Annotated in this window: 15 protein-coding genes; 10 read left to right on the top strand and 5 right to left on the bottom strand. The window is 49.8% G+C overall.

Going from position 1 to position 19,492, the window contains the following annotated elements:
- Position 1: 1 nt before the first annotated feature.
- The 3 genes from glpK (at position 2) to MHH48_RS23615 (ending at position 4,540) form a co-directional block, all read left to right on the top strand.
- Complete coding sequence (gene glpK / locus MHH48_RS23625) at positions 2–1,492, top strand: glycerol kinase GlpK (protein ID WP_076325066.1); 1,491 nt, start codon at positions 2–4, stop codon at positions 1,490–1,492.
- A gap of 189 nt (positions 1,493–1,681) precedes the next feature.
- Complete coding sequence (locus MHH48_RS23620; RefSeq protein WP_076325065.1) at positions 1,682–3,412, top strand: glycerol-3-phosphate dehydrogenase/oxidase; 1,731 nt, start codon at positions 1,682–1,684, stop codon at positions 3,410–3,412.
- A 135-nt stretch (positions 3,413–3,547) separates the two neighbouring features.
- The gene (locus tag MHH48_RS23615; RefSeq protein WP_076325064.1) at positions 3,548–4,540 is read left to right on the top strand and encodes an aldose 1-epimerase; all 993 of its coding nucleotides are present in this window, start codon (positions 3,548–3,550) and stop codon (positions 4,538–4,540) included.
- Between the two features lie 103 nt (positions 4,541–4,643).
- Here MHH48_RS23615 and MHH48_RS23610 read toward each other — a convergent pair whose 3' ends face one another.
- On the bottom strand, positions 4,644–5,420 hold the full coding sequence (locus MHH48_RS23610; RefSeq protein ID WP_083659786.1) for a TIGR02206 family membrane protein: 777 nt from the start codon (positions 5,418–5,420) through the stop codon (positions 4,644–4,646).
- Between the two features lie 193 nt (positions 5,421–5,613).
- Between MHH48_RS23610 and MHH48_RS23605 the strand changes: the two genes are divergently transcribed.
- Positions 5,614–6,558, top strand: a complete 945-nt coding sequence (locus tag MHH48_RS23605) for a hypothetical protein (RefSeq protein ID WP_256720745.1) — start codon at positions 5,614–5,616, stop codon at positions 6,556–6,558.
- A gap of 85 nt (positions 6,559–6,643) precedes the next feature.
- On the opposite strand, the gene MHH48_RS23600 is transcribed toward MHH48_RS23605, so the two are convergent.
- From MHH48_RS23600 to MHH48_RS23590, 3 genes are all read right to left on the bottom strand, one after another.
- Entirely contained in the window at positions 6,644–6,988 is a 345-nt protein-coding gene (locus MHH48_RS23600) for a LytTR family transcriptional regulator DNA-binding domain-containing protein (protein ID WP_009590070.1), read from the bottom strand.
- A gap of 133 nt (positions 6,989–7,121) precedes the next feature.
- On the bottom strand, positions 7,122–8,306 hold the full coding sequence (locus MHH48_RS23595; protein ID WP_076325063.1) for a peptidyl-prolyl cis-trans isomerase: 1,185 nt from the start codon (positions 8,304–8,306) through the stop codon (positions 7,122–7,124).
- A gap of 134 nt (positions 8,307–8,440) precedes the next feature.
- Positions 8,441–9,511: a permease gene (locus MHH48_RS23590; RefSeq protein WP_076325062.1), complete on the bottom strand. Its 1,071-nt coding sequence runs from the start codon at positions 9,509–9,511 to the stop codon at positions 8,441–8,443.
- 295 nt (positions 9,512–9,806) lie between these two features.
- Here MHH48_RS23590 and selD point away from each other — a divergent pair, with 295 nt between their 5' ends.
- Together selD and mnmH are read left to right on the top strand one after the other, a co-directional pair.
- Positions 9,807–10,859 (top strand): selenide, water dikinase SelD, encoded by a 1,053-nt coding sequence (gene selD / locus MHH48_RS23585; RefSeq protein WP_076325061.1) that lies wholly within the window; start codon positions 9,807–9,809, stop codon positions 10,857–10,859.
- 39 nt (positions 10,860–10,898) lie between these two features.
- Positions 10,899–11,951 (top strand): tRNA 2-selenouridine(34) synthase MnmH, encoded by a 1,053-nt coding sequence (gene mnmH / locus MHH48_RS23580; RefSeq protein ID WP_076325060.1) that lies wholly within the window; start codon positions 10,899–10,901, stop codon positions 11,949–11,951.
- A 185-nt stretch (positions 11,952–12,136) separates the two neighbouring features.
- Here the strand turns inward: mnmH and MHH48_RS23575 are convergent, their stop codons facing one another.
- Positions 12,137–12,781, bottom strand: coding sequence for an SDR family oxidoreductase (locus tag MHH48_RS23575; protein ID WP_076325059.1), 645 nt, complete (start codon positions 12,779–12,781; stop codon positions 12,137–12,139).
- 180 nt (positions 12,782–12,961) lie between these two features.
- On the opposite strand from MHH48_RS23575, the gene MHH48_RS23570 reads away from it, so the two are divergent.
- The 4 genes from MHH48_RS23570 to MHH48_RS23555 all read left to right on the top strand — a co-directional run bounded on the left by MHH48_RS23570 (position 12,962) and on the right by MHH48_RS23555 (position 19,459).
- On the top strand, positions 12,962–13,651 hold the full coding sequence (locus tag MHH48_RS23570; protein WP_076325058.1) for a phosphatase PAP2 family protein: 690 nt from the start codon (positions 12,962–12,964) through the stop codon (positions 13,649–13,651).
- A gap of 107 nt (positions 13,652–13,758) precedes the next feature.
- A complete protein-coding gene (locus MHH48_RS23565) occupies positions 13,759–14,817 on the top strand; it encodes an aromatic acid exporter family protein (RefSeq protein ID WP_076325057.1) in 1,059 nt (352 codons plus the stop codon).
- Between the two features lie 295 nt (positions 14,818–15,112).
- Positions 15,113–17,443 carry an RNA polymerase recycling motor HelD gene (gene helD, locus MHH48_RS23560; protein WP_076325056.1) on the top strand — a complete coding sequence of 777 codons (2,331 nt, stop codon included), beginning with the start codon at positions 15,113–15,115 and terminating at the stop codon, positions 17,441–17,443.
- A 312-nt stretch (positions 17,444–17,755) separates the two neighbouring features.
- Positions 17,756–19,459: a methyl-accepting chemotaxis protein gene (locus MHH48_RS23555; protein ID WP_076325055.1), complete on the top strand. Its 1,704-nt coding sequence runs from the start codon at positions 17,756–17,758 to the stop codon at positions 19,457–19,459.
- Positions 19,460–19,492 lie beyond the last annotated feature (33 nt).

The raw sequence follows: 19,492 nt of genomic DNA, 5'->3' as shown, positions 1-19,492 counted from the left end.
ATTGGAGCAGTACATTCTGGCGCTTGACCAAGGAACAACAAGCTCGCGCGCGATCCTGTTCAACAAGGAAGGAGAAATCGTACACTCGGCTCATAAGGAGTTTCCGCAGTATTTTCCCAAGCCGGGCTGGGTGGAGCAGAATGCCAATGAAATATGGGGCTCCATTCTTGCGGTCATTGCGACATGCTTATCCGAAGCGGGCGTGAAGGCGGATCAGATTGCCGGAATCGGAATTACGAATCAGCGGGAGACGGCCGTGGTATGGGATCGGAATAGTGGCGAACCGATATACCACGCCATTGTCTGGCAATCCCGCCAGACGGCGGGCATCTGCGAGGAGCTGATTGCCGCCGGACATGACGGGATGGTTCGGGAGAAGACCGGACTTTTGATTGATCCTTATTTCTCGGGAACGAAGATCAAATGGATCCTCGATCATGTAGACGGTGCCCGTGAGCGGGCCGAGCGCGGAGACATTATATTCGGGACCATCGATACCTGGCTGATCTGGAAGCTGTCCGGAGGCCAGGCGCACGTGACCGATTATTCCAACGCATCGCGAACGATGCTCTACAACATTCATGAATTGAAATGGGATGAGGAGCTCCTGCAACTCCTAGATATCCCCATGGCCATGCTGCCCGAAGTCAGGCCTTCTTCCGAGGTATATTCCAATACCGTTTCCTATCATTTCTTCGGTCGCGAGGTTCCAATTGCCGGAGCAGCCGGCGATCAGCAGGCGGCGCTATTTGGGCAGACCTGCTTCTCGGAAGGCATGGTGAAGACGACCTACGGAACCGGCAGCTTTATGCTGATGAACACCGGCGACCAGCCCGTAAAATCCGAGCATGGGCTGATCACCACGATCGCCTGGGGACTGGATGGCGGTGTACAGTATGCGCTTGAGGGCAGTGTGTTCGTGGCCGGCTCGGCGATCCAGTGGCTGCGCGACGGTCTTCGGATGTTCCGCGAGGCGAAGGACAGTGAGCCCTATGCGCGTCGGGTCAACTCAACAGATGGCGTGTACGTGGTGCCAGCTTTTGTCGGACTCGGCAGTCCATACTGGAACAGCGATGTCCGAGGGGCCGTATTCGGCCTGACGCGAGGCACGTCGAAGGAGCATTTCATCCGTGCAACACTGGAGTCGCTTGCGTATCAAACTCGGGATGTCCTATCCGTGATGGAAGAAGATTCCGGCTATGGCATCACATCCCTGCGGGTGGATGGAGGGGCTGTATCCAACACGTTTCTCATGGAATTCCAAAGCGACATCCTGAATGTTCCGGTGGAACAGCCGAACATTACGGAGACAACGGCACTCGGTGCCGCTTACCTGGCGGGGCTCGCTGTCGGCTTCTGGAAGGATCAGGAGGAAATCTGCAGCAAATGGAGCATGGGGCAAAGCTTCAAGCCAACCATGGAGGAAGACGTAAGGGAGCAATTATACAGCGGCTGGAAAAAAGCCGTTTATGCGGCAATGGCTTTTCATTAGCATTTTCTATGGTATAATGATCATTAAGTGAATACATGTCTGGAGACTTGGAGAGACCACTAGGCGCGGAATACCTCATGATATGGGGTTTGTTACTGCGCGTTTCGTGGTCTCTTTTTTGCTGTCTTTTTTCATTGGAAGGGTAACGATAGATAAAAACAGGGTAAATCATACTGGGAGGGATTCATTGTGAAGCAGGTACAGTCGTTTTCAAGTTTGGAGCGCAGACATCGATTTCAAGAAATTGCAGAGGCAACCTTTGATCTGATCGTAATCGGCGGAGGCATAACCGGTGCGGGGATTGCGCTGGATGCGGTCACCCGCGGGATGTCGGTTTTGTTGGTAGAAATGCAGGATTTTGCCGCAGGAACGAGCAGCCGTTCGACCAAGCTGGTGCATGGGGGACTGCGGTACTTGAAGCAGTTTGAAGTTGGCATGGTGGCCGAAGTTGGCAAAGAACGGGCTGTTGTGTATGAGAATGGGCCGCATGTTACCACGCCGGAGTGGATGCTCCTGCCGATACACCGGGGTGGCACCTTTGGGAGGTTCAGCACCTCTATCGGGCTGATGGTGTATGATTTCCTGGCCGGCGTAAAGCGGGGAGAACGGCGTTCCATGCTGTCTGCATCCGAGACACTGAAGCGGGAGCCGCTTCTGAAGCAGGAGGGCCTTAAGGGCGGCGGTTATTATGTGGAATACCGGACGGACGATGCCAGGCTGACGCTGGAGGTCATGAAGGAGGCAGCCGCTAGAGGGGCGGTTCTGTTCAATTACGCGAAGGCCGAATCATTGAATTATGATGCAAATGGACGAATCACCGGTATCACCGTGAGGGATATGCTGGGTGGAAAGGAAAAGTCTGTATCCGGAACCAAAATCGTAAATGCGGCAGGGCCCTGGGTGGATCAGGTGCGCGAAATGGATAAGTCCAAGAAGGGGAAAATGCTTCAGCTGACCAAAGGGGTTCATCTGGTCATCGATCAATCCAAGTTTCCGCTTCGTCAAGCGGTGTACTTCGATACACCTGACGGCCGAATGGTGTTTGCTATTCCCCGCGACGGGAAGACCTACGTAGGCACCACCGACACGGTCTACAAGGCCGATCCCGTACGTCCCTTGATCACGGTGGAGGACCGGGATTATATATTGAAAGCCATTCATTACATGTTCCCTGGCGTGAAGCTAAACCCGGCAGACGTTGAATCGGGATGGGCGGGAGTCCGGCCCCTGATTCTGGAGGAAGGCAAAAGCCCGTCCGAAATTTCACGAAAGGATGAAATTTGGGAGTCCCCGTCCGGCCTGATTACCATTGCCGGAGGGAAGCTGACCGGCTATCGCAAAATGGCCGGCACCGTCGTCGACCTGGTTGCGAGACGGATCCAAGAAAGCGGCGGGAAAGCGTATGGTGCCTGCGTAACGAAGAATCTGCCGATTTCCGGCGGTCAGGTTGGCGGCTCGGCCCAATTCCCTGATTTTGTCCGCAAACAGGCGGAGATCGGCGCCGCGCAAGGAATCGACCGTAAGCTCGCCGAGCAGTGGGCGCGAACGTACGGCTCCAACGTGTCGGAATTGTTCCGCTTGGCCAAGGAGGGCTCCGAACAGGCGGAAGCAGCGGCGCTTCCGGTATCGGTGCTGGTACCTCTGATGTATGCGATTCAGCATGAGATGGCAGCGAAGCCGGCCGACTTTTTCATCCGTCGCACGGGTTCCCTGTTATTTCATATCGATTGGACGAGAAAATGGAAGCTGCCTGTGATCGATTATATGGCTACGGTACTGGGTTGGAGCGAGCAGCAGACACTCGAATACACGAAGGAACTGGATGAGGAGTTGGTCTCGGCCACACAGCCTGCAGCAAGCGATCAATCGGCCCCGGCTCCACTTTTGCAAAACTCTTCTAAAACGAAACTTACGTCTTAACCGGTATGTAATTTTAAACAAACGGGGTGAGGGGGGAGCGGATGACTCTAATGACTATCCCTCCTCAAATATAGAAGTTAAGGGCATTGGTATGATAATCTATATACGTTCACACTTGAGAGGAGAGATGACCCGATGAACCACCAAGCGTATGAAGGATCATATCACGGAGAGCGCGCGGTTTGGCTCCAGCACGGCCCTTACGAAGCGGCGATATTGCCCGAAATCGGAGGCAATCTCATCGCTTTTAGGGATAACGAAAGCGGTTACCGGTTCCTCCGCGAACCGGAAGCAGGCGAGATGGAAGCATTCAAATCCAATCCGGGCGTTCACGGCATTCCTGTTCTCTTTCCGCCTAACCGTTATGAGGACGGCCGGTTTCCATGGAATGGACAAACCTATCAGTTCCCAATCAATGAAGAAGAGACGGGCAACCACCTCCATGGCTTTTTACATACGATTCCCTGGAGTGTGGAGGAGTATGGCAGCAGCGAGGCTGAAAGCTACGTGGTAGTTTCGGTCACCATTGATGAGAATCATCCCGTGTATGCCATGCTTCCGCACCAGTTCACCTTCCGGCTTCGCTATACACTGAATCAGGATGGATTGGCCCAGCATGTGTTTATCCGTAATCTGGGTACCGGCAGCATGCCGTGCCTGCTAGCCTTCCACACGGCGATCAACGCTCCGTTTGCACCCGGGAGCACGGCTGATGACTGCGTCGTGAGAATTACCATGGGCGAGCGGTGGGAAATGAGTGAGCGGATGCTGCCGACTGGCAAGTTCCAGACTCTGACGCCAGAAGAAGAACTGCTTCGGACAAGCGGCGTAAATCCTTATTTCGATTCGATGGACAACCATTACACGGCCGTTCCGCAAAATGGCAGAAACCGCATGGAATTGACGGATACCAAGCTTGGTAAAACGTTCGTTTATGATGTCGGCAATTCGTATAAGCAGTGGATGGTATGGAACAACAAGGCATCCCGGAAGTTCTTCTGTCCCGAACCACAGATCAACCTGGTGAATGCACCGAACGTGGACTTGCCGGCTGACGATCTCGGCTTGTTCGGTTTGGCTCCGGGCGAAATTTGGGAAGCAACCTCCAGGCTGTATCTTAAGGATTAAGGATTAGTCTAGGCTTTTCCCTGAAAAAAAGCGTATGGATTGCCGCACCCGAATACACAGGGCGTTTACAATCCATACGCTTTATATTTATAGGACTCCTTCTTCAACTGCCAGCCGAAGAAAAAGGTGTTTGTTCTTGTTTACGGCGGCGACTGCGTTTCAAGCGATCCGGAATGACAAAAAAGGCGGCATACATAAGGATAAACAGCGCGAGTGCGATGAGCTCCTCAACGAGGATGTATACGGGATGCGGTCCCAGCAGGTCTAGCAGCGAAGCCGTGTCCGGCTTGTGCATCAGGAACATATAATTCGAGCCGACAGCGAGGTTGACCAGACCAACAAAGACTGCGGATACGTTCAGGAAGACCATCGTCCAGGCAATGGATTTCCAGGTTGGACGGTATCCTCGAACCCATGTCATGTACAACGCCGTCAATATGATCGCGATATGGACAACGAAGAAATGAAAGAACCGGAAGTGGGGAAAAGGGTAACCCAGATTGGGGGTTAATATAGCTTGCAAGGCCCCTCCAATTCCGGCAAAGTAAACTAACGGATATAGACGGCGTTCATCCGTAAGCAGGATGGCGATGGAGAGAAACAGGGTCAAGCTGCACAATTCCAATGGAAGCGAAGTGGCAGGGTCCCATATTCCCGTTGACGCATACCAGATATGAAGGGAGGCTTCGGGTAACGAAAGTGCAGCAAGCAGCCCCCATCTCACGGTCTTTTGCAAAGAAGGCTTGGAGGCGATTGTAGTCCTGAACAGGTACAACAGCGAGCTAAGGGCGATAAATACCATAATGGCTATCCAATATTCAATGGAGAAAGCAGTAAAAACTTTCGGATATTTCGGATCAAAATAGGGATTGATGCGCAATCATCCTCTCTATGTTCATAAGCCTTTAATTTGATATTACCATAATATGGGGCAAGTTAGGGGTAGGATCATACCATTGCATCCCTATCGATCATCAGGTACAACCAGACCAGAATACATACATTTAAGTAGGTAAGCAAGGTGAAAATCATACCGTTATAGGTTATGACGATGGAAGAGAGGTGTATTCATTGTGAGTAAACGACAGGGAACCAAACGTTATGCATTTCTCCTGCTTAGCTTAGTGCTGATCTTCAGCTTAAGCGGGCTTGTTCATCCCGGAGAGGTCGAAGCAGCCAGCTCGAAGTACAAAAAGTTTTTCGATATCAGCAAAAAGGGCGCTCCTATTCCTGGTTACTCCGGGACCAAGGAGTGGATTCCGCAAGGACTGGCTCTCGTTCCGAGCAAGAACTGGATTATTATCTCGCATTATTGGGGCAATAAGGACAACAATCAAGCCAGCAGCATCTCGATTACAAGCAGCAAAACCAGCAAACGTATCAAAACACTCTATTTGTATGAGAGCGGCAGCAAAAAGCATACCGGGCATGTCGGAGGGCTTGCGGTTAGCAAAAATCATCTGTGGGTAGCGTCCGGCAAAAATGTGTACAAAATTCCGCTGAGTACAATTAGCAGCAAGAAAGATTACAGCAATATTGTCATGACTCCATATGCGCTCGGCCATAAAGCATCCTATGCCACGTATTCAGACGGCATTCTATGGATTGGCGAATATATGGATGGTGAGGATCAAGGAGGCAAACAGTGTGCGCCGGGACCTAAGGGCAAACTGCGAGGTTATCCATTGACCTCCAGCGACGGTTTCCCGTCGAATCGGAAGGCGACCTATATATGGAGTACACCTGACCGTATACAAGGGGCGGTCGTGACGAAATCACGCGTTGTGTACAGCCAATCCTGCGGCCGCAACAATGCAAGCAAATTGCTCATATATACTCGTGGAGCAAAGGGAAAGGCTGCGGCTACGCCGCTGACGATGCCTCCGATGTCCGAGAATATTGCGATGAGGGGTAATGATCTGTACGTTCTGTTTGAATCCGGTGCACGGAAGTACAGAAACGGTGCAATGCCGCTGAAGCATCTGTACATCGTCAATGCTAAAAAACTGAAGCTTTAACCCTGTAAACCAAAAGATCCCGCTTCCGGTTAACGGATACGGGATCTTCTGTGTTTGACGCCTGATACTGAAGAGAGCGCTGCTCTCAAACAGGCTGTTTTACTTCAGCGACAAGGCGCTTGAGTGACTCTTGCTTCCATCTCGGAATCCGAAGATGTTTGGCAGAAGGTGCCTTCTCCCCAAAGTAAACGATGCCTTGTTCTACCGTCGTGATTTTGTCTACGTTAACGTAGCAGTTTCCGCCGACATGATAGAACTGTTTACCGGAGAGCAGGGATGCGATTTTTTCGGCAGTCATTCTCTTTTTAATGTTATAGTTTCTGCCGTGAAAGCTGACCAAACCGTGCGATCCGGTTTTAAAGAACAGAATGTCTGTCTCCACCACGAAGTCCTCATACATGTTGCGGGATTCCGATACGTGCTTCATCATTCTGCTTCCCCCTTTTCCAAGATCAACATTTGATAACGCTTACATTCTAACATGTTTTCCCTGGGGTTTAAAGAACTTTTTATTTCGAATTAAAAAAAGCCCATACCTCAAGGGTAGGGGCTTGGACTAATATTTATGGTGCAGCAGGTGCTTCCGGTGTTTCCTTTGCAGGATCTGCTGGCGTTTTAGCCGGAGTTTCTTCCAGCGTATTGGTGATGGTTGCTTTATCCTTCAGTTCTTGAATATAAGCCGTGGATTCGGAATAAACCTTCTGGTTCTCAAGCTGACTGCGAATTTCTTCCTTCTTATCTTCCAGGGTAGGGTTCGTGGCTGCTTTACGATCGGTAACCTTGATGATGTGGTAACCGAAGGAGCTCTTCACAGGCTCGCTGATCTCTCCCTTCTTCAATTTGAACGCTGCTTCTTCAAATGCAGGGTCCATCTGGCCGCGTCCGAAGAAGTCCAGGTCGCCGCCGGTTTCCTTCGTAGCATCTTGGTTCTTCTCTTTGGCAATCGCTGCAAAGTCGGCGCCTTCCTTCAGCTGCTTCTCGATGGCTTCGGCTTCTTCCTTGGTCTCGACCAGGATGTGGGATGCGCGAACTTGCTCAGGCGTAGCGAAGCTTTCTTTGTTTTGGTCGTAAATTTCTTTAATTTCTTCATCGGTGACTTTGATTTTGTCGGCCATCAGTTTTTTGAGCTCGACCTGGGTTTTGGTTTGCTCTTTCAGGTCATCGAGCGTCATGCCGCTTTGCTGAAGGGCACTATTGAATTGATCCTCGGACGGGAAACTTCCCTTCAAGGTATCCACTTCTTTATTGACGTCAGCATCGGTCACCGTAATGGATTTCTTCTTCAACTCCTGCTGAATCAATTCCTCTGTGATCATGGAATTGAGTGTTTGTTTGCCGCCTGCGCTGACAAGCTCGTTGTATAGATTATCCTTGGTAATGTTAACGTCATTGACTTTAGCTATAGCTTCATTGCCGGATCCCTTGGCAAACGGAGGGACAATCAGGACGACGATTAACGCTGCCGCCAATACCAGCGAAGCGATCATCCAACCTTTGCTTCCGTTGCCGCCGCCACCTGCAGGGGACTGTTCATCGTTAAGCGGTTGATCCCCTGTTGGATGCATGAGTGCAGGCTGTTCGTTCTCATCCTTGTGAAGCTCGATCGACTCAGGATAGGTTGAATCTATTCTTTCTTCTTCATTAGACAAGCTGCCCGGATCTTGTTGGTTATTCTCTTTCTCTTGGGCTTGTCCTAGTTCATCCTCGGGTTGCCCCGGATGGTTTGGCTGCAAATCGTTATCTTTCATTTAATGATTGACTCCCTTCGACTGCATGTAATAATGAGTTGGTTCATTCTTTAATCACTTTACCAGATAAGCCAAGGGTTTACCTTAAGAAAAAATAAAAATTGAAAAGATAATCGAAAAAGTTGGAGCTGGGCCTACAGGATCAGCATTCCCGCTATACCGCATATAATTCCAAGCAGGACCACGGCAGCAACAACAAACCACATGACGTTCCTCGGGAATGAGCGTCTCACCATGAGAAGAGATGGAAGACTGATGGCCGGCAGGGTCAGAAGCAGCGCTGCGGCCGGGCCCGCTCCGAGGCCCGCGGCCATAAAGGCCTGAATGATCGGGATTTCCGCTGCGGTTGGAATGACAAACAGCATTCCCATCACGGAGAAGAAAATGACGGCCAGCAGCGTGTTTCCAGCAGCAGCTCCCAAATGAGGGAACATCCACACTTGCAGGGCGCCAAGGAGAAGCACAGCGATAAAATAAGCCGGTACCACCCGAATAATCATATGACCGATGCTGGCGAACCAGCGTTTCCACAGCGGACGTTCATCTAGTTGTTCAGTGCTCTCTGGCGCGTCAATCTCTACTGGATTCGCCTCTTTGGCAAAGCGGTTAGCCAGATAACTGACGCCAAAGGTCAGAATGATGCCGAAGATCAAACGCAGCGCGGTGAATTTCCATGACAAAACAAACGTCATAAACACGAGTGTCGCCGGATTGATGGTCGGGTTACCGATCCAGAACGCGAGGGCGGAGCCTACAGACACCTTTTTCTTACGCAGACCGATCGCGATCGGTGCTGCGCAGCAGGAACACATCATGCCCGGAATGGAGGCGATTCCTCCAATCGCCGTGCTGCCGAAGGTGGTTTTGCCAAGTACGCGGAGCAGCCACTGGGAGGGCAGCAGCGACTGGATCAAGGTCCCGAGCAGGATACCGAGCACCGCCGCTTTCCAAACTGCTTTAAAATACGTGACCGCATATTCCCAGGCTGCTTGCCAAGAAGGCGCGGCATTGCCCGGGTCCAGGCCTAATATGGAAGAGCCAATGCTGTGCTCCATAATAGCTTTGAGCGCTTTATCGTAATAAGGCCACCATTTTACGTAGGTTAGCCCTGTTGCTGCAATGATGATGAAGATGGTGATGAACCAGATGGTTCTTCTGCGATCCGAATGATCAAAGGCCATTCTGCCGTCGCTTGAGTGATTCATGATCTATATTCCCCCGATGCGTTGTGAAATGATTTACATATCCAATCAATTAGTATATCACATTGTGGACAGAACGAAGAAAGATATTCCCGGTAATTGCAAGAAATAGGAAGACCATTAGACTTGGAGCAGCCGATTTCTTATAATATAGATATTGTGTGTGATCACAAGTGTTAGTAAACGGACAAATATCAGAGTATCCCCGGGGTAGATGAGACGTTTTTTATGCATCCACGCCGGGGTTGTTGCATGTGTTTTGTTAAAATTAACTCTTAAGACGAAGGGAAGACCCGTTATGAGTCAATCGGAGAAAATAAAATTAACCTCGTATTCCTCTAAAGGAGGATGCGGATGCAAGATCGGACCTGCGGACCTGGCACAGGTCATTCGCAAGCTCCCGCAAGCCGAGCCGAATCCCAATTTATTGGTTGGTTTGGATACAAGTGATGATGCTGGCGTATACCGCCTCACGGATGAGTTGGCTATGGTTCAGACCGTCGATTTCTTTACGCCGATTGTGGATGATCCCTATGATTTTGGACAAGTGGCTGCAGCGAATGCCATCAGCGATATTTATGCCATGGGAGGCAAGCCGTTGACTGCCTTGAATATCGTGGCATTTCCGATCTCAACGCTGGACAAGCAGGTATTGACGGATATTTTGAGAGGTGCGGGGGATAAATTGAAGGAAGCGGGGGTAACCCTGGTTGGCGGGCACTCCATCGATGATAAAGAACCAAAATTCGGCCTTGCCGTTACAGGTACTGTCCATCCGGACAGAGTAAGGACCAATGCCGGTGCTAAGCCAGGCGATGCATTGATTTTGACCAAGCCAATCGGCGTGGGTATCCTGACGAGTTCCATCAAGAAAGATTTGTTAAGCGATGAGGAGATTCGCCGAGTTACCGCCGTGATGGCGGCATTGAACAAAACGGCAGCCGAGCTCATGGAACCTTATGAGGTGCATGCGTGCACGGATGTGACTGGTTTCGGTCTCCTTGGCCATGCGCTTGAAATGGCGAAAGGAAGCGGCACGGGGATCCGAATTTCTAAACCTTCCGTTCCCATTCTGGAGCGGGTTCGAGAGATGGCCGATGGTGGTGTTATTCCAGGCGGTACAAAAAACAACTATGATCACGTGAAGGACGACGTGGATTTCCCGGACAGCATGGACCAGATTGATAAGTGGATATTGTGCGATGCCGTTACTTCAGGAGGACTCCTCATTGCGGTTGATGGCTCGCAGGCCGATCAGCTTCTGTCAGAGCTTCGCCATGCGGGTCTGGAAGCAGGAAGAATCGGTGAGGTCGTGGATAACCATCCGAATCGCATTGTCGTTGAGTTATAAAGGGAATCGGGTTTTGTATCAATAAAGGAGCGAACAGACATGTTTCAAGACATCACCGTAAAAGAATTAATGGAACTGCAAAGCAAGAAGAAGATTACTTTGATTGATGTCCGTTCCCCTTCGGAGTACAGGGATTCCACCATTCCGGGAAGTCTGAACATTCCGGTCTTCAATGATGAAGAACGGGCGGAGATCGGGACGATTTATAAACAGGTGAGCGTGGATGCGGCTAAAGAGCGTGGACTTGCCATTATGTCGGCTAAGCTCCCGAGCTTTGTGAAGCAATTCAAGGAGATCGAAGGGGATAAGGCGGTCTATTGCTGGCGGGGCGGCATGCGCAGTCGGACCGCCGCAACCGTTCTCTCTTTAATGGATATCCATGTCAACCGAATTACGGGCGGGATTAAGGCTTACCGGAAGTATGTGCTGGATACGCTGGAGCATAAGAGTCTGGACGCAGAAGCATTTGTCCTTCATGGATTGACAGGCACAGGCAAGACCGCAGTGCTTAAACAGCTTCAGCAGGAAGGCTACCCGGTCGTGGATCTGGAAGGGCTGGCAGGACATCGCGGCTCGATCTTTGGACATATCGGTCTCCAGGCGAATAATCAGAAGACGTTTGATTCGGGATTGGTTGAGCGGCTGAAGCAACTGGAATCTGCGCCGTATTTGTTATTTGAGGCGGAGAGCAAACGGATCGGCAAAATTGCCGTTCCCGATTTCCTGATGAAGAAGAAGGAGTCGGGGGTAGCCATCGTGTTGGAACTGCCGATGGCGGAACGTGTTCGCCAGATCCTGGAGGATTACAACCCTGCCGCTTTTAAAGAGCAATATTTGGCGGCCTTTCAATTAATCAAAAACAGGATCCACACACCTATCGCCGCGGAAATCGGCAAGTCGTTGGAAGAGGGTCGATTTGCTCAGGGAATACAGCTGCTGCTCGAGCATTATTATGATCCCAAGTATAATCACTCTTTCAGTCAATATGAGGGAAGCACGCCTATCGTTGTCGCGGTGGACCGGGTGGAAGAAGCTGTGGATGCGGTAAAAGATATATTGCGGAATCAAATGCTGCAGAAGACAGGCGCGTAAGATAACAAAACAAAAGCTAATTTGACGAAGCAATTCACGATCTATGCGCTGCGTTGGCATGGACTGCCTTTATTGTGAGCTGGTTATATTATTCAACCAGAACTGAAAGATCGCCCCTGAAGTATGAGCGGATACAACCGTACCGCTTATACTAAGGGGCGATTTTTTTGGCAAAGGCATTCTCTTTAAATGGAGGATAAAGCTTCGGATATAGGAGTATCTCCTGAAATCAGATCGAAGGAACGACGGAAGGTATTTTCTTCATCCAAAGATAACAGAATCGTTCGTGCTACATCCTCGCGCGGAATTGATCCGCCCTGGATATCCTCCGCAGCGGTAATACGACCGGTACCGGGTCTATTTGTAAGTCCTCCTGGACGAATGATGGTGTACGTGAGGCTGCTCTGACGAAGCATGCGATCCGCGTAATGCTTGGCGGCATAATACGGTTTGATCTCCTCATTCCAAAATTCCCGATGATGGGCCCCAATCGCACTTACCATTACAAAACGCGAAACAGATGCCTGCTCGGCGGCTTCGATCATTTTTGCGGCTCCGTCCAGATCGATTAACAGGGTTTTGTCGTATCCGGTAGCTCCGCCTGAGCCGGCAGCGAATACCACCGCCTGGCAATTCTTCGCCGCATCAGCAAGCTCCTCGACCGATCCTTCCAGGTTCGCAAGAACACACTCTATTCCGGCAGCTTGATATGGGGCGGCCTGTTCCTCTTTTCGTACCATTGCTCTCACGGTATATCTTTCATGGTCTTGCAACAGATGTGTAAGCTGTTTGCCGATTTGGCCGTTGGCACCGACAACGAGAATCTTCATGTGGACATGCTCCTTTACGGTAAAAATTTCCTTGAAAGAGTAATCATTGCGATTTTGACATAGACTACGGAATATTTCATGTATATCCCAAATGTACTTTCCTTTATCTCGGGAAAATGATATTATCTTGTTTTCACCAATTGACACGGGTTCGAAACAAAGGCAAAGGAGAAAAGAGAGTTGAGCGGACAGAAGCTACACCCGACTTCAGGAAGACAACGCTGGATTTTTCTCATATCGATGATCAGCCTCATAGGATTTGTCACGCTGGCAGCTTTGGTAAAGCGGCAAGGCCTGGAAACGTTTGACATGGCGATCATAACAACGGTACAAGCCTGGGAGCAGCCGCTTATCACGGATATCGCCATCGGGCTGTCGTTTATAGGTTCTATCGGACCGGTGATTATGTTATGTCTGATTGTAATCGCCGTGCTATATTGGGTACTGGGGCACCGCGTGGAGATCCTTCTCCTTATTGTGGTCGTCTTCGGTTCATCTATTCTGAATGTATTATTAAAATGGGTCTTTCAACGGGCAAGGCCTGACATCCACCGCTTAATTGAAATTACGGGATATAGTTATCCCAGCGGACATTCCATGGCTGCCTTCTCGTTCTATAGCGTGTTGGCTTACTTGCTGTGGAGACATATCGACAGCAGGGCGGGGAGAGGGACTTTAATATCCATCTCCGTCGTCATGATTCTGGGCATCGGACTAAGCAGAGTCTATCTTGGGGTCCATTATCCAAGCGATATTCTTGGCGGATATTTGGCTGCTTGCGCTTGGCTTGGATTTCTGGTCCGATCTTACGAGAAGAGGATGGGGAAGCGGGCCAACCCGGAAGATAGGATTGGATCAGAAACTGCATAACATTGGAAGCGCAAGGGTAATTCATGTAATAGCGGTTCAAACGGAGGAGTATGTATCATGGTGTGTATCCATAGATGTGAAATTGGGTTCGGTAAGGAGGGCTGTCTGTGGCGTTTGGAGCAAGAATGTTCAAAACCGGCTTAGCCGTGACGCTGGCTCTTTATTTAGCCATGCTCTTTGACTTTAAATCCCCTGTTGTTGCCGCCATAGCCGCGATTTTTGCAATGCAGCCATCCATATACAGGTCGTGGAGATATTTCCTGGACCAGCTGCAGACCAGTACGCTCGGTGCGATTCTGGCGATGCTCGGAGGATACTTTTTATCGAATCAGCCTATTTCCGTCGGTTTGGTGTGTGTTTTAGTGATTATGATTTGTATGAAGCTGAATATGGGTGAGACCATCGGACTTACGCTCGTCACGGTAATATCTGTGATGGAAGCTTCAGGTCAATGGGATTTTGCACTCAATCGCTTTATTCTGACGATTATTGGTATCATATCTGCATTTCTTATCAATATTCTTGTGTTTCCCCCGAAACCCAAGGAACAGTACATCACGCGGATTCATATTGTATTTGGCAAAATGTCACTTCTGCTGCGCACGGCCATCTCTCATGAAATGAAGGATTCGGTGTATCGTGCGGAGAAGAAGGAGCTGGAATCGGCGATCAAATCGTTGTCCGACAAATACAATTTGTTTGAGGAAGAGCAGAGGAAGCTAAAGCGGGCCAAGTACAGTCAAGCAAGACAGCTAGTGGTGTATAAGCAATTGCTCCAATCCCTTCGTAAGGGGTATGAAGTGCTGGATGCGGTGGAGAACCACTATTTTCAGGCGGAACGATCCGAAGAAATCGACGAGAAGTTTGATCATAATCTAGAGCGGTTAATGAAGTACCATGAGCATATCTTGTGGAAATTCGAAGATAAACTGAAACCGAATGAGGACGAAGCTGAGACCATGGCGGAGAACAATGAAGCGTTTATGGAGCAGGTGATGTGCGGGCCAGGCGCCAATGCCGGGGGGCTTCGGCTGTCAGTAGTGGCTGCCTCCATGTATGATTACGGATATCAGCTTGACCGGCTGAACCGTGTAGCGGATCATATCAGCCGCGTTGCGGATGATAAAGAGCAGGATGAAGCCTTGTTCTCGTGGCTGCGTAAATAAGTGACGTTCACCATGAGGGTGCCGATCAAGATGCCATATTTGATCGGCTGTTTTCATGCACCAGGATTTATGATGATTTCTCTTGGCAGTGAGCTTTGGGAATGGTATTGTATATAAACGCAAAAAAAACCGCCCGGTGGGTCGGTTCTGAAATTCGATGTTGAATTATACGGGGCTCATTGTTATAATTAGCAATGATTTGTCATTAAAATCAGGATTCGTGGTTAGAATATCACAATTGTATTATAACACAGGCAACTTGCGCTGTCAACCAGTATATTAGGGGGATGAACAAATGGCTATCAGCGAACAGGATTGGAAAGAAGAACAGGCACGGGTAACGGAAGTGACAACGAAAATCGGTAATAAAATATCTCAGCTGGAAGCGAGCGTTGGAGATATCCGTGAAGTCGTTATTGATATGCGGAAAGACTTTTGGGACGAAGTAACGGTCAACTTCAGCAACCCGGACGATTTGGGTGAAACGTCCACCAACCTGAGACAGCAGTCGCAGGTGCTCGCGGAACGTGAGCATGCTCATCTGCAATCCAGCAAGCTGCTTAAAAAGTATAGAAAACTTGTGGAATCCCCTTACTTTGGACGCATTGATTTTCAAGAGGATGGAACCACGGAGACGGAAACCATTTATTTGGGGACAGGGTCTTTTTTGGATGAACATATGGAGACGTTTCTGGTTTACGACTGGCGGGCTCCGATATCAAGCTTGTATTATGACGGGGCACCCGGTCCGACCCAATATGAAACGCCTTCGGGTACGGTCAAAGGCGAAATGCTGCTTAAGCGCCAATTCGTCATCCATGACGGCGAGATCAAGGTATTGTTTGATACCGGTGTAACGATCGGGGACGAGCTGCTCCAGCAGGTGCTCAGCCATAGCGCGGATGATCGGATGAAGAGCATCGTAGCTACAATTCAAAAGGAACAGAATGCCGTCATCCGAAACGACAAAACCCGCATGCTGATCGTTCAGGGGGCTGCTGGCAGCGGCAAAACCTCAGCGGCACTGCAGCGAGTGGCCTATCTGTTGTATAAGTACCGGGAGACGCTTCGGGCCGATCAGATGATTCTGTTCTCACCGAACCCGCTGTTCAACAGTTATGTATCCACGGTGCTTCCGGAGCTTGGCGAGGACAATATGCAGCAGACGACCTTTCAGTCCTATCTGGAGCATCGGCTCGGCAAAGAGTTTGAGCTAGAAGACGTGTTCACGCAGACGGAAACCCTGCTGAATGCGGACGATTCGCCGCGTTACCGGGCACGGCTTCAGAGTATATCCTATAAATCCTCGGGTGCTTATCTGGACACCATCAGACGATACAAGGAGCTGCTGGAACAGGACGGGATGCTCTTTAAGCCGGTCGTATTCCAAGGTAAGGTTATCGTTAGCTCCGACGAAATGTCCGCGCAGTTCTATGGTTATGATGCGGCGGTTAAGCTTGCTGGCCGTATCGACCTCATGAAAGAGTGGATGCTGAAACGCCTGTCGGAGTTTGCTCAGAGCGAAAAAGACGCCCCGTGGGTGGAGGAGCAAATCCAGCTGCTGGATACGGAGGATTACCAACGGGCCTTTCAAACGATGAGACGTAAGCAAAACCGGAAGGCAGACACGTTTGACGATTTCGATAAGGAAAGGGACGTCCTTGCCAAAATGGTCATCAGCAATCGGCTCAAGCCGGTCAGACGCTGGATCAAGCGGTTCCGTTATGTGGATGTGAAGGGCATGTATCGAAAACTATATACGGATGAATCGTTATTTCGCCGGGCGGCCGGAAATTTGGAGATGCTCCCGGATTATTGGGAAGAAATCTGCAATCTTACCGTTGCGTCACTGGACAACAAATCGCTGTTGTATGAGGATGCGACACCGTTCCTCTATCTGAAGGAGCTGCTTCAAGGTTTCCGCACGAACACGTCGATTCGACACGTCATTGTTGATGAAGTACAGGACTATTCCGGATTCCAGCTGGAATTCCTGAAGCGATTGTTCCCACGAGCGAAAATGACGGTGCTGGGAGACCTTAATCAAGCGATTTATGCACATGGAGAGGCACTCGGCAATCTCGAAAATCTGGTAAGTCTTTACGGCAAGGAGGATACGGAGGTTATCAATCTGACGCAAAGCTACCGGTCCACGTATGAAATCGTTGATTTCACGCGGCAGATGATACCGGGCGGGGAGCGGATCGTTCCATTTAATCGAAGCGGCGAAGCTCCGCGTGTGGTTGCGGTGAACGATGAAAAACACCTGCATGCAGCGATTGTCTCTGATATCCGTGAACTTCATGAACAGGGATTCCAGTACGTCGCGGTGATCTGCCGGACAGAAGAGGAGAGTAGACGCGTACACGAGCAGTTGTCAGCAGATATACAAACACGATTAATTGCCAAAACCACTCCGGCTTTTGAGAAAGGAACGCTTGTCGTTCCTGCCTATTTGGCCAAGGGCGTGGAATTCGACGCGGTGATCATTTATAACGGCTCTGAGGATGTGTACCATCGCGAAAGCGACCGCAAGCTGTTCTACACCGCATGTACGCGTGCCATGCACAAACTTCATGTGTATCATATCGGGAAAAAAAGCCACTTTATACCGGATCAAGATTAAATGAGTAAAGGTCTGTCTGAGCAAAGACTCAGGCAGGCCTTTTTTTCTTAATTGATATATGAAAACCAAACCATGTTTCAGAGCAAAGGAAAAAAACGGAAATCAATAAAGGGAGAGCTAGGGAATATACGTTATACCATAAGGAGGGAGTTATCCAATATTTATCATGATTTGACCGGTGATTAATAATTTTTTTCAATAATTTTCGGAATAAGTGCTTTCTCGACCGCCGAGTCTATTCATTTTGGACACAAATTTGACGAAAAAAGGATTGGGGGTATATTACTTATATCAAAGGTCGGGTGCTTGCGGATGAAGATAAAAACAAAATTAATTCTTTCGTCTACGATTCTTGCAACGGTTACGGTGGTTATCGTAATCATCGCGTTCATCACTTCGAACATGACGGAGAAGAGGTTCAGCGAAATTATTGAAGTGGATCAGAAGGTCATTTATAACCTGACGCAATTGGAGACCCTATTGACTGGTGTCTCTAATGATGAGCGGGGCTACCTATTGACCGGAGATTCGACCTTTGCAGATTCATTGAAAGCGAAACAGGAGTCCGTTGCCAAACTCATGGCTGAAACCAAAGGCTTGATGACGGCTGAGGAAGACCAAAAGGTATTTAACGAGATCGAAACAGGGTATGTCATATACACCGAGGCCGTGACTGAGGTGTTAAACAAATTAGGGTATGACACCGGTTTTTACAAGGCTGTGCCGTTCCGGGTATATGAGGCTGCGTTTAGCAAGGAGCGGGAAGTGCGTAATTCCTTCAGTACGCTTATCGCCCAATTTACGGTGCATAAAAATGAAGCCTTGGCTAAGCAGGCTGACCAGATTGCGGACAGCAGCAGATTTCAGAACATGGTGATCATGTTGATCGGTATAGCAGGTATCGCTTATTTTGCGATACAGGGATATCTTCTTATTCGCTCGATTCGTCCTTTGAATCAGATGAGCGAACAACTTTTAAAGATTGCCGAGGGCGGTGGTGATCTGGTTACCCGATTACAGATTACTACGAAAGATGAGATCAGGGCGGTAGCCGACGCCTACAATAAACTGGTTGATGGATTCAGGGTGCTTGTTGTACAGGTGCAGGATACGGCTGGCAAAGTTGGTGTCGCAGCTTCGACGCTGCACTCCACGACCGAGGAAATCCGTCAAGCTTCTCAGCAAACCTCTGGGATTATGGAAGAGCTGGCGGCGGGGGTAGAAAACCAGCTTCAGGATACGGAGGAAACGACAGCTACGGTAACGGACATGGCGGAAGGCATGAAACATATCGCGCATGCCGCCCAAGGCGTCTCCGGATTGGCAGCAACGACGAACCAACTTGCGGCTGAAGGGGAACAGGCACTTATACATACGCTGGCTCAGATGGAAGGCATACGCACCAGCGTGGATCAATCTGCGCAATCGGTGCGGGCGCTCGGCGAAAAGGCCTCCAACATTGGAGCGATGGGACAGATCATAATCGAAATTGCAGAGCAGACATCACTGCTTGCCTTGAATGCCTCCATTGAGGCCGCTCGGGCAGGTGAGCATGGCAGAGGTTTTGCGGTTGTAGCGGCTGAGGTCCGAAAATTGGCTGATCAGGCCTCAAACTCTTCCGTCGAAATCAGACAATTCGTCCATGAGCTTCAGCAGGATATTGTTGATTTGGCCGGCGTCATGGAGCAGGGCACCCGCGAAGTGACCGAGGGCATGAACGTGGCACAAGGAGCCGAGAGAGCCTTTAAGGATATTGAGCAATCCGTCGGCGAATTGAACGAACAAATTCAGAGTGTCACTGTTGCAACTAAACAGATGGACTCCGGAGCAGGAGAGCTTGTTCATGCAATCCGCAGAATTCAGGAGGTCACGGAGACAACGGCAGGTGGAACCCAAAGCGTCAGTGCAGCCACGGAAGAGCAGCTGGCCTCTATGGAGGAAATTACAAATTCCGTTGAGGATTTGAATGTAATGTCCAGCAAGCTGCGGCAGTTGATGTCCGGCTTTAAAGTATAAATAAGGAAAAATTGCATATGGGAAAAAACGGCC

The sequence above is a fragment of the Paenibacillus sp. FSL F4-0100 genome (assembly GCF_037993005.1).
Classification (GTDB): Bacteria; Bacillota; Bacilli; order Paenibacillales; family Paenibacillaceae; genus Paenibacillus_AQ.
Note: the sequence above shows the minus strand (reverse complement) of the source record. Positions and strands in the feature narration are given on the sequence as shown.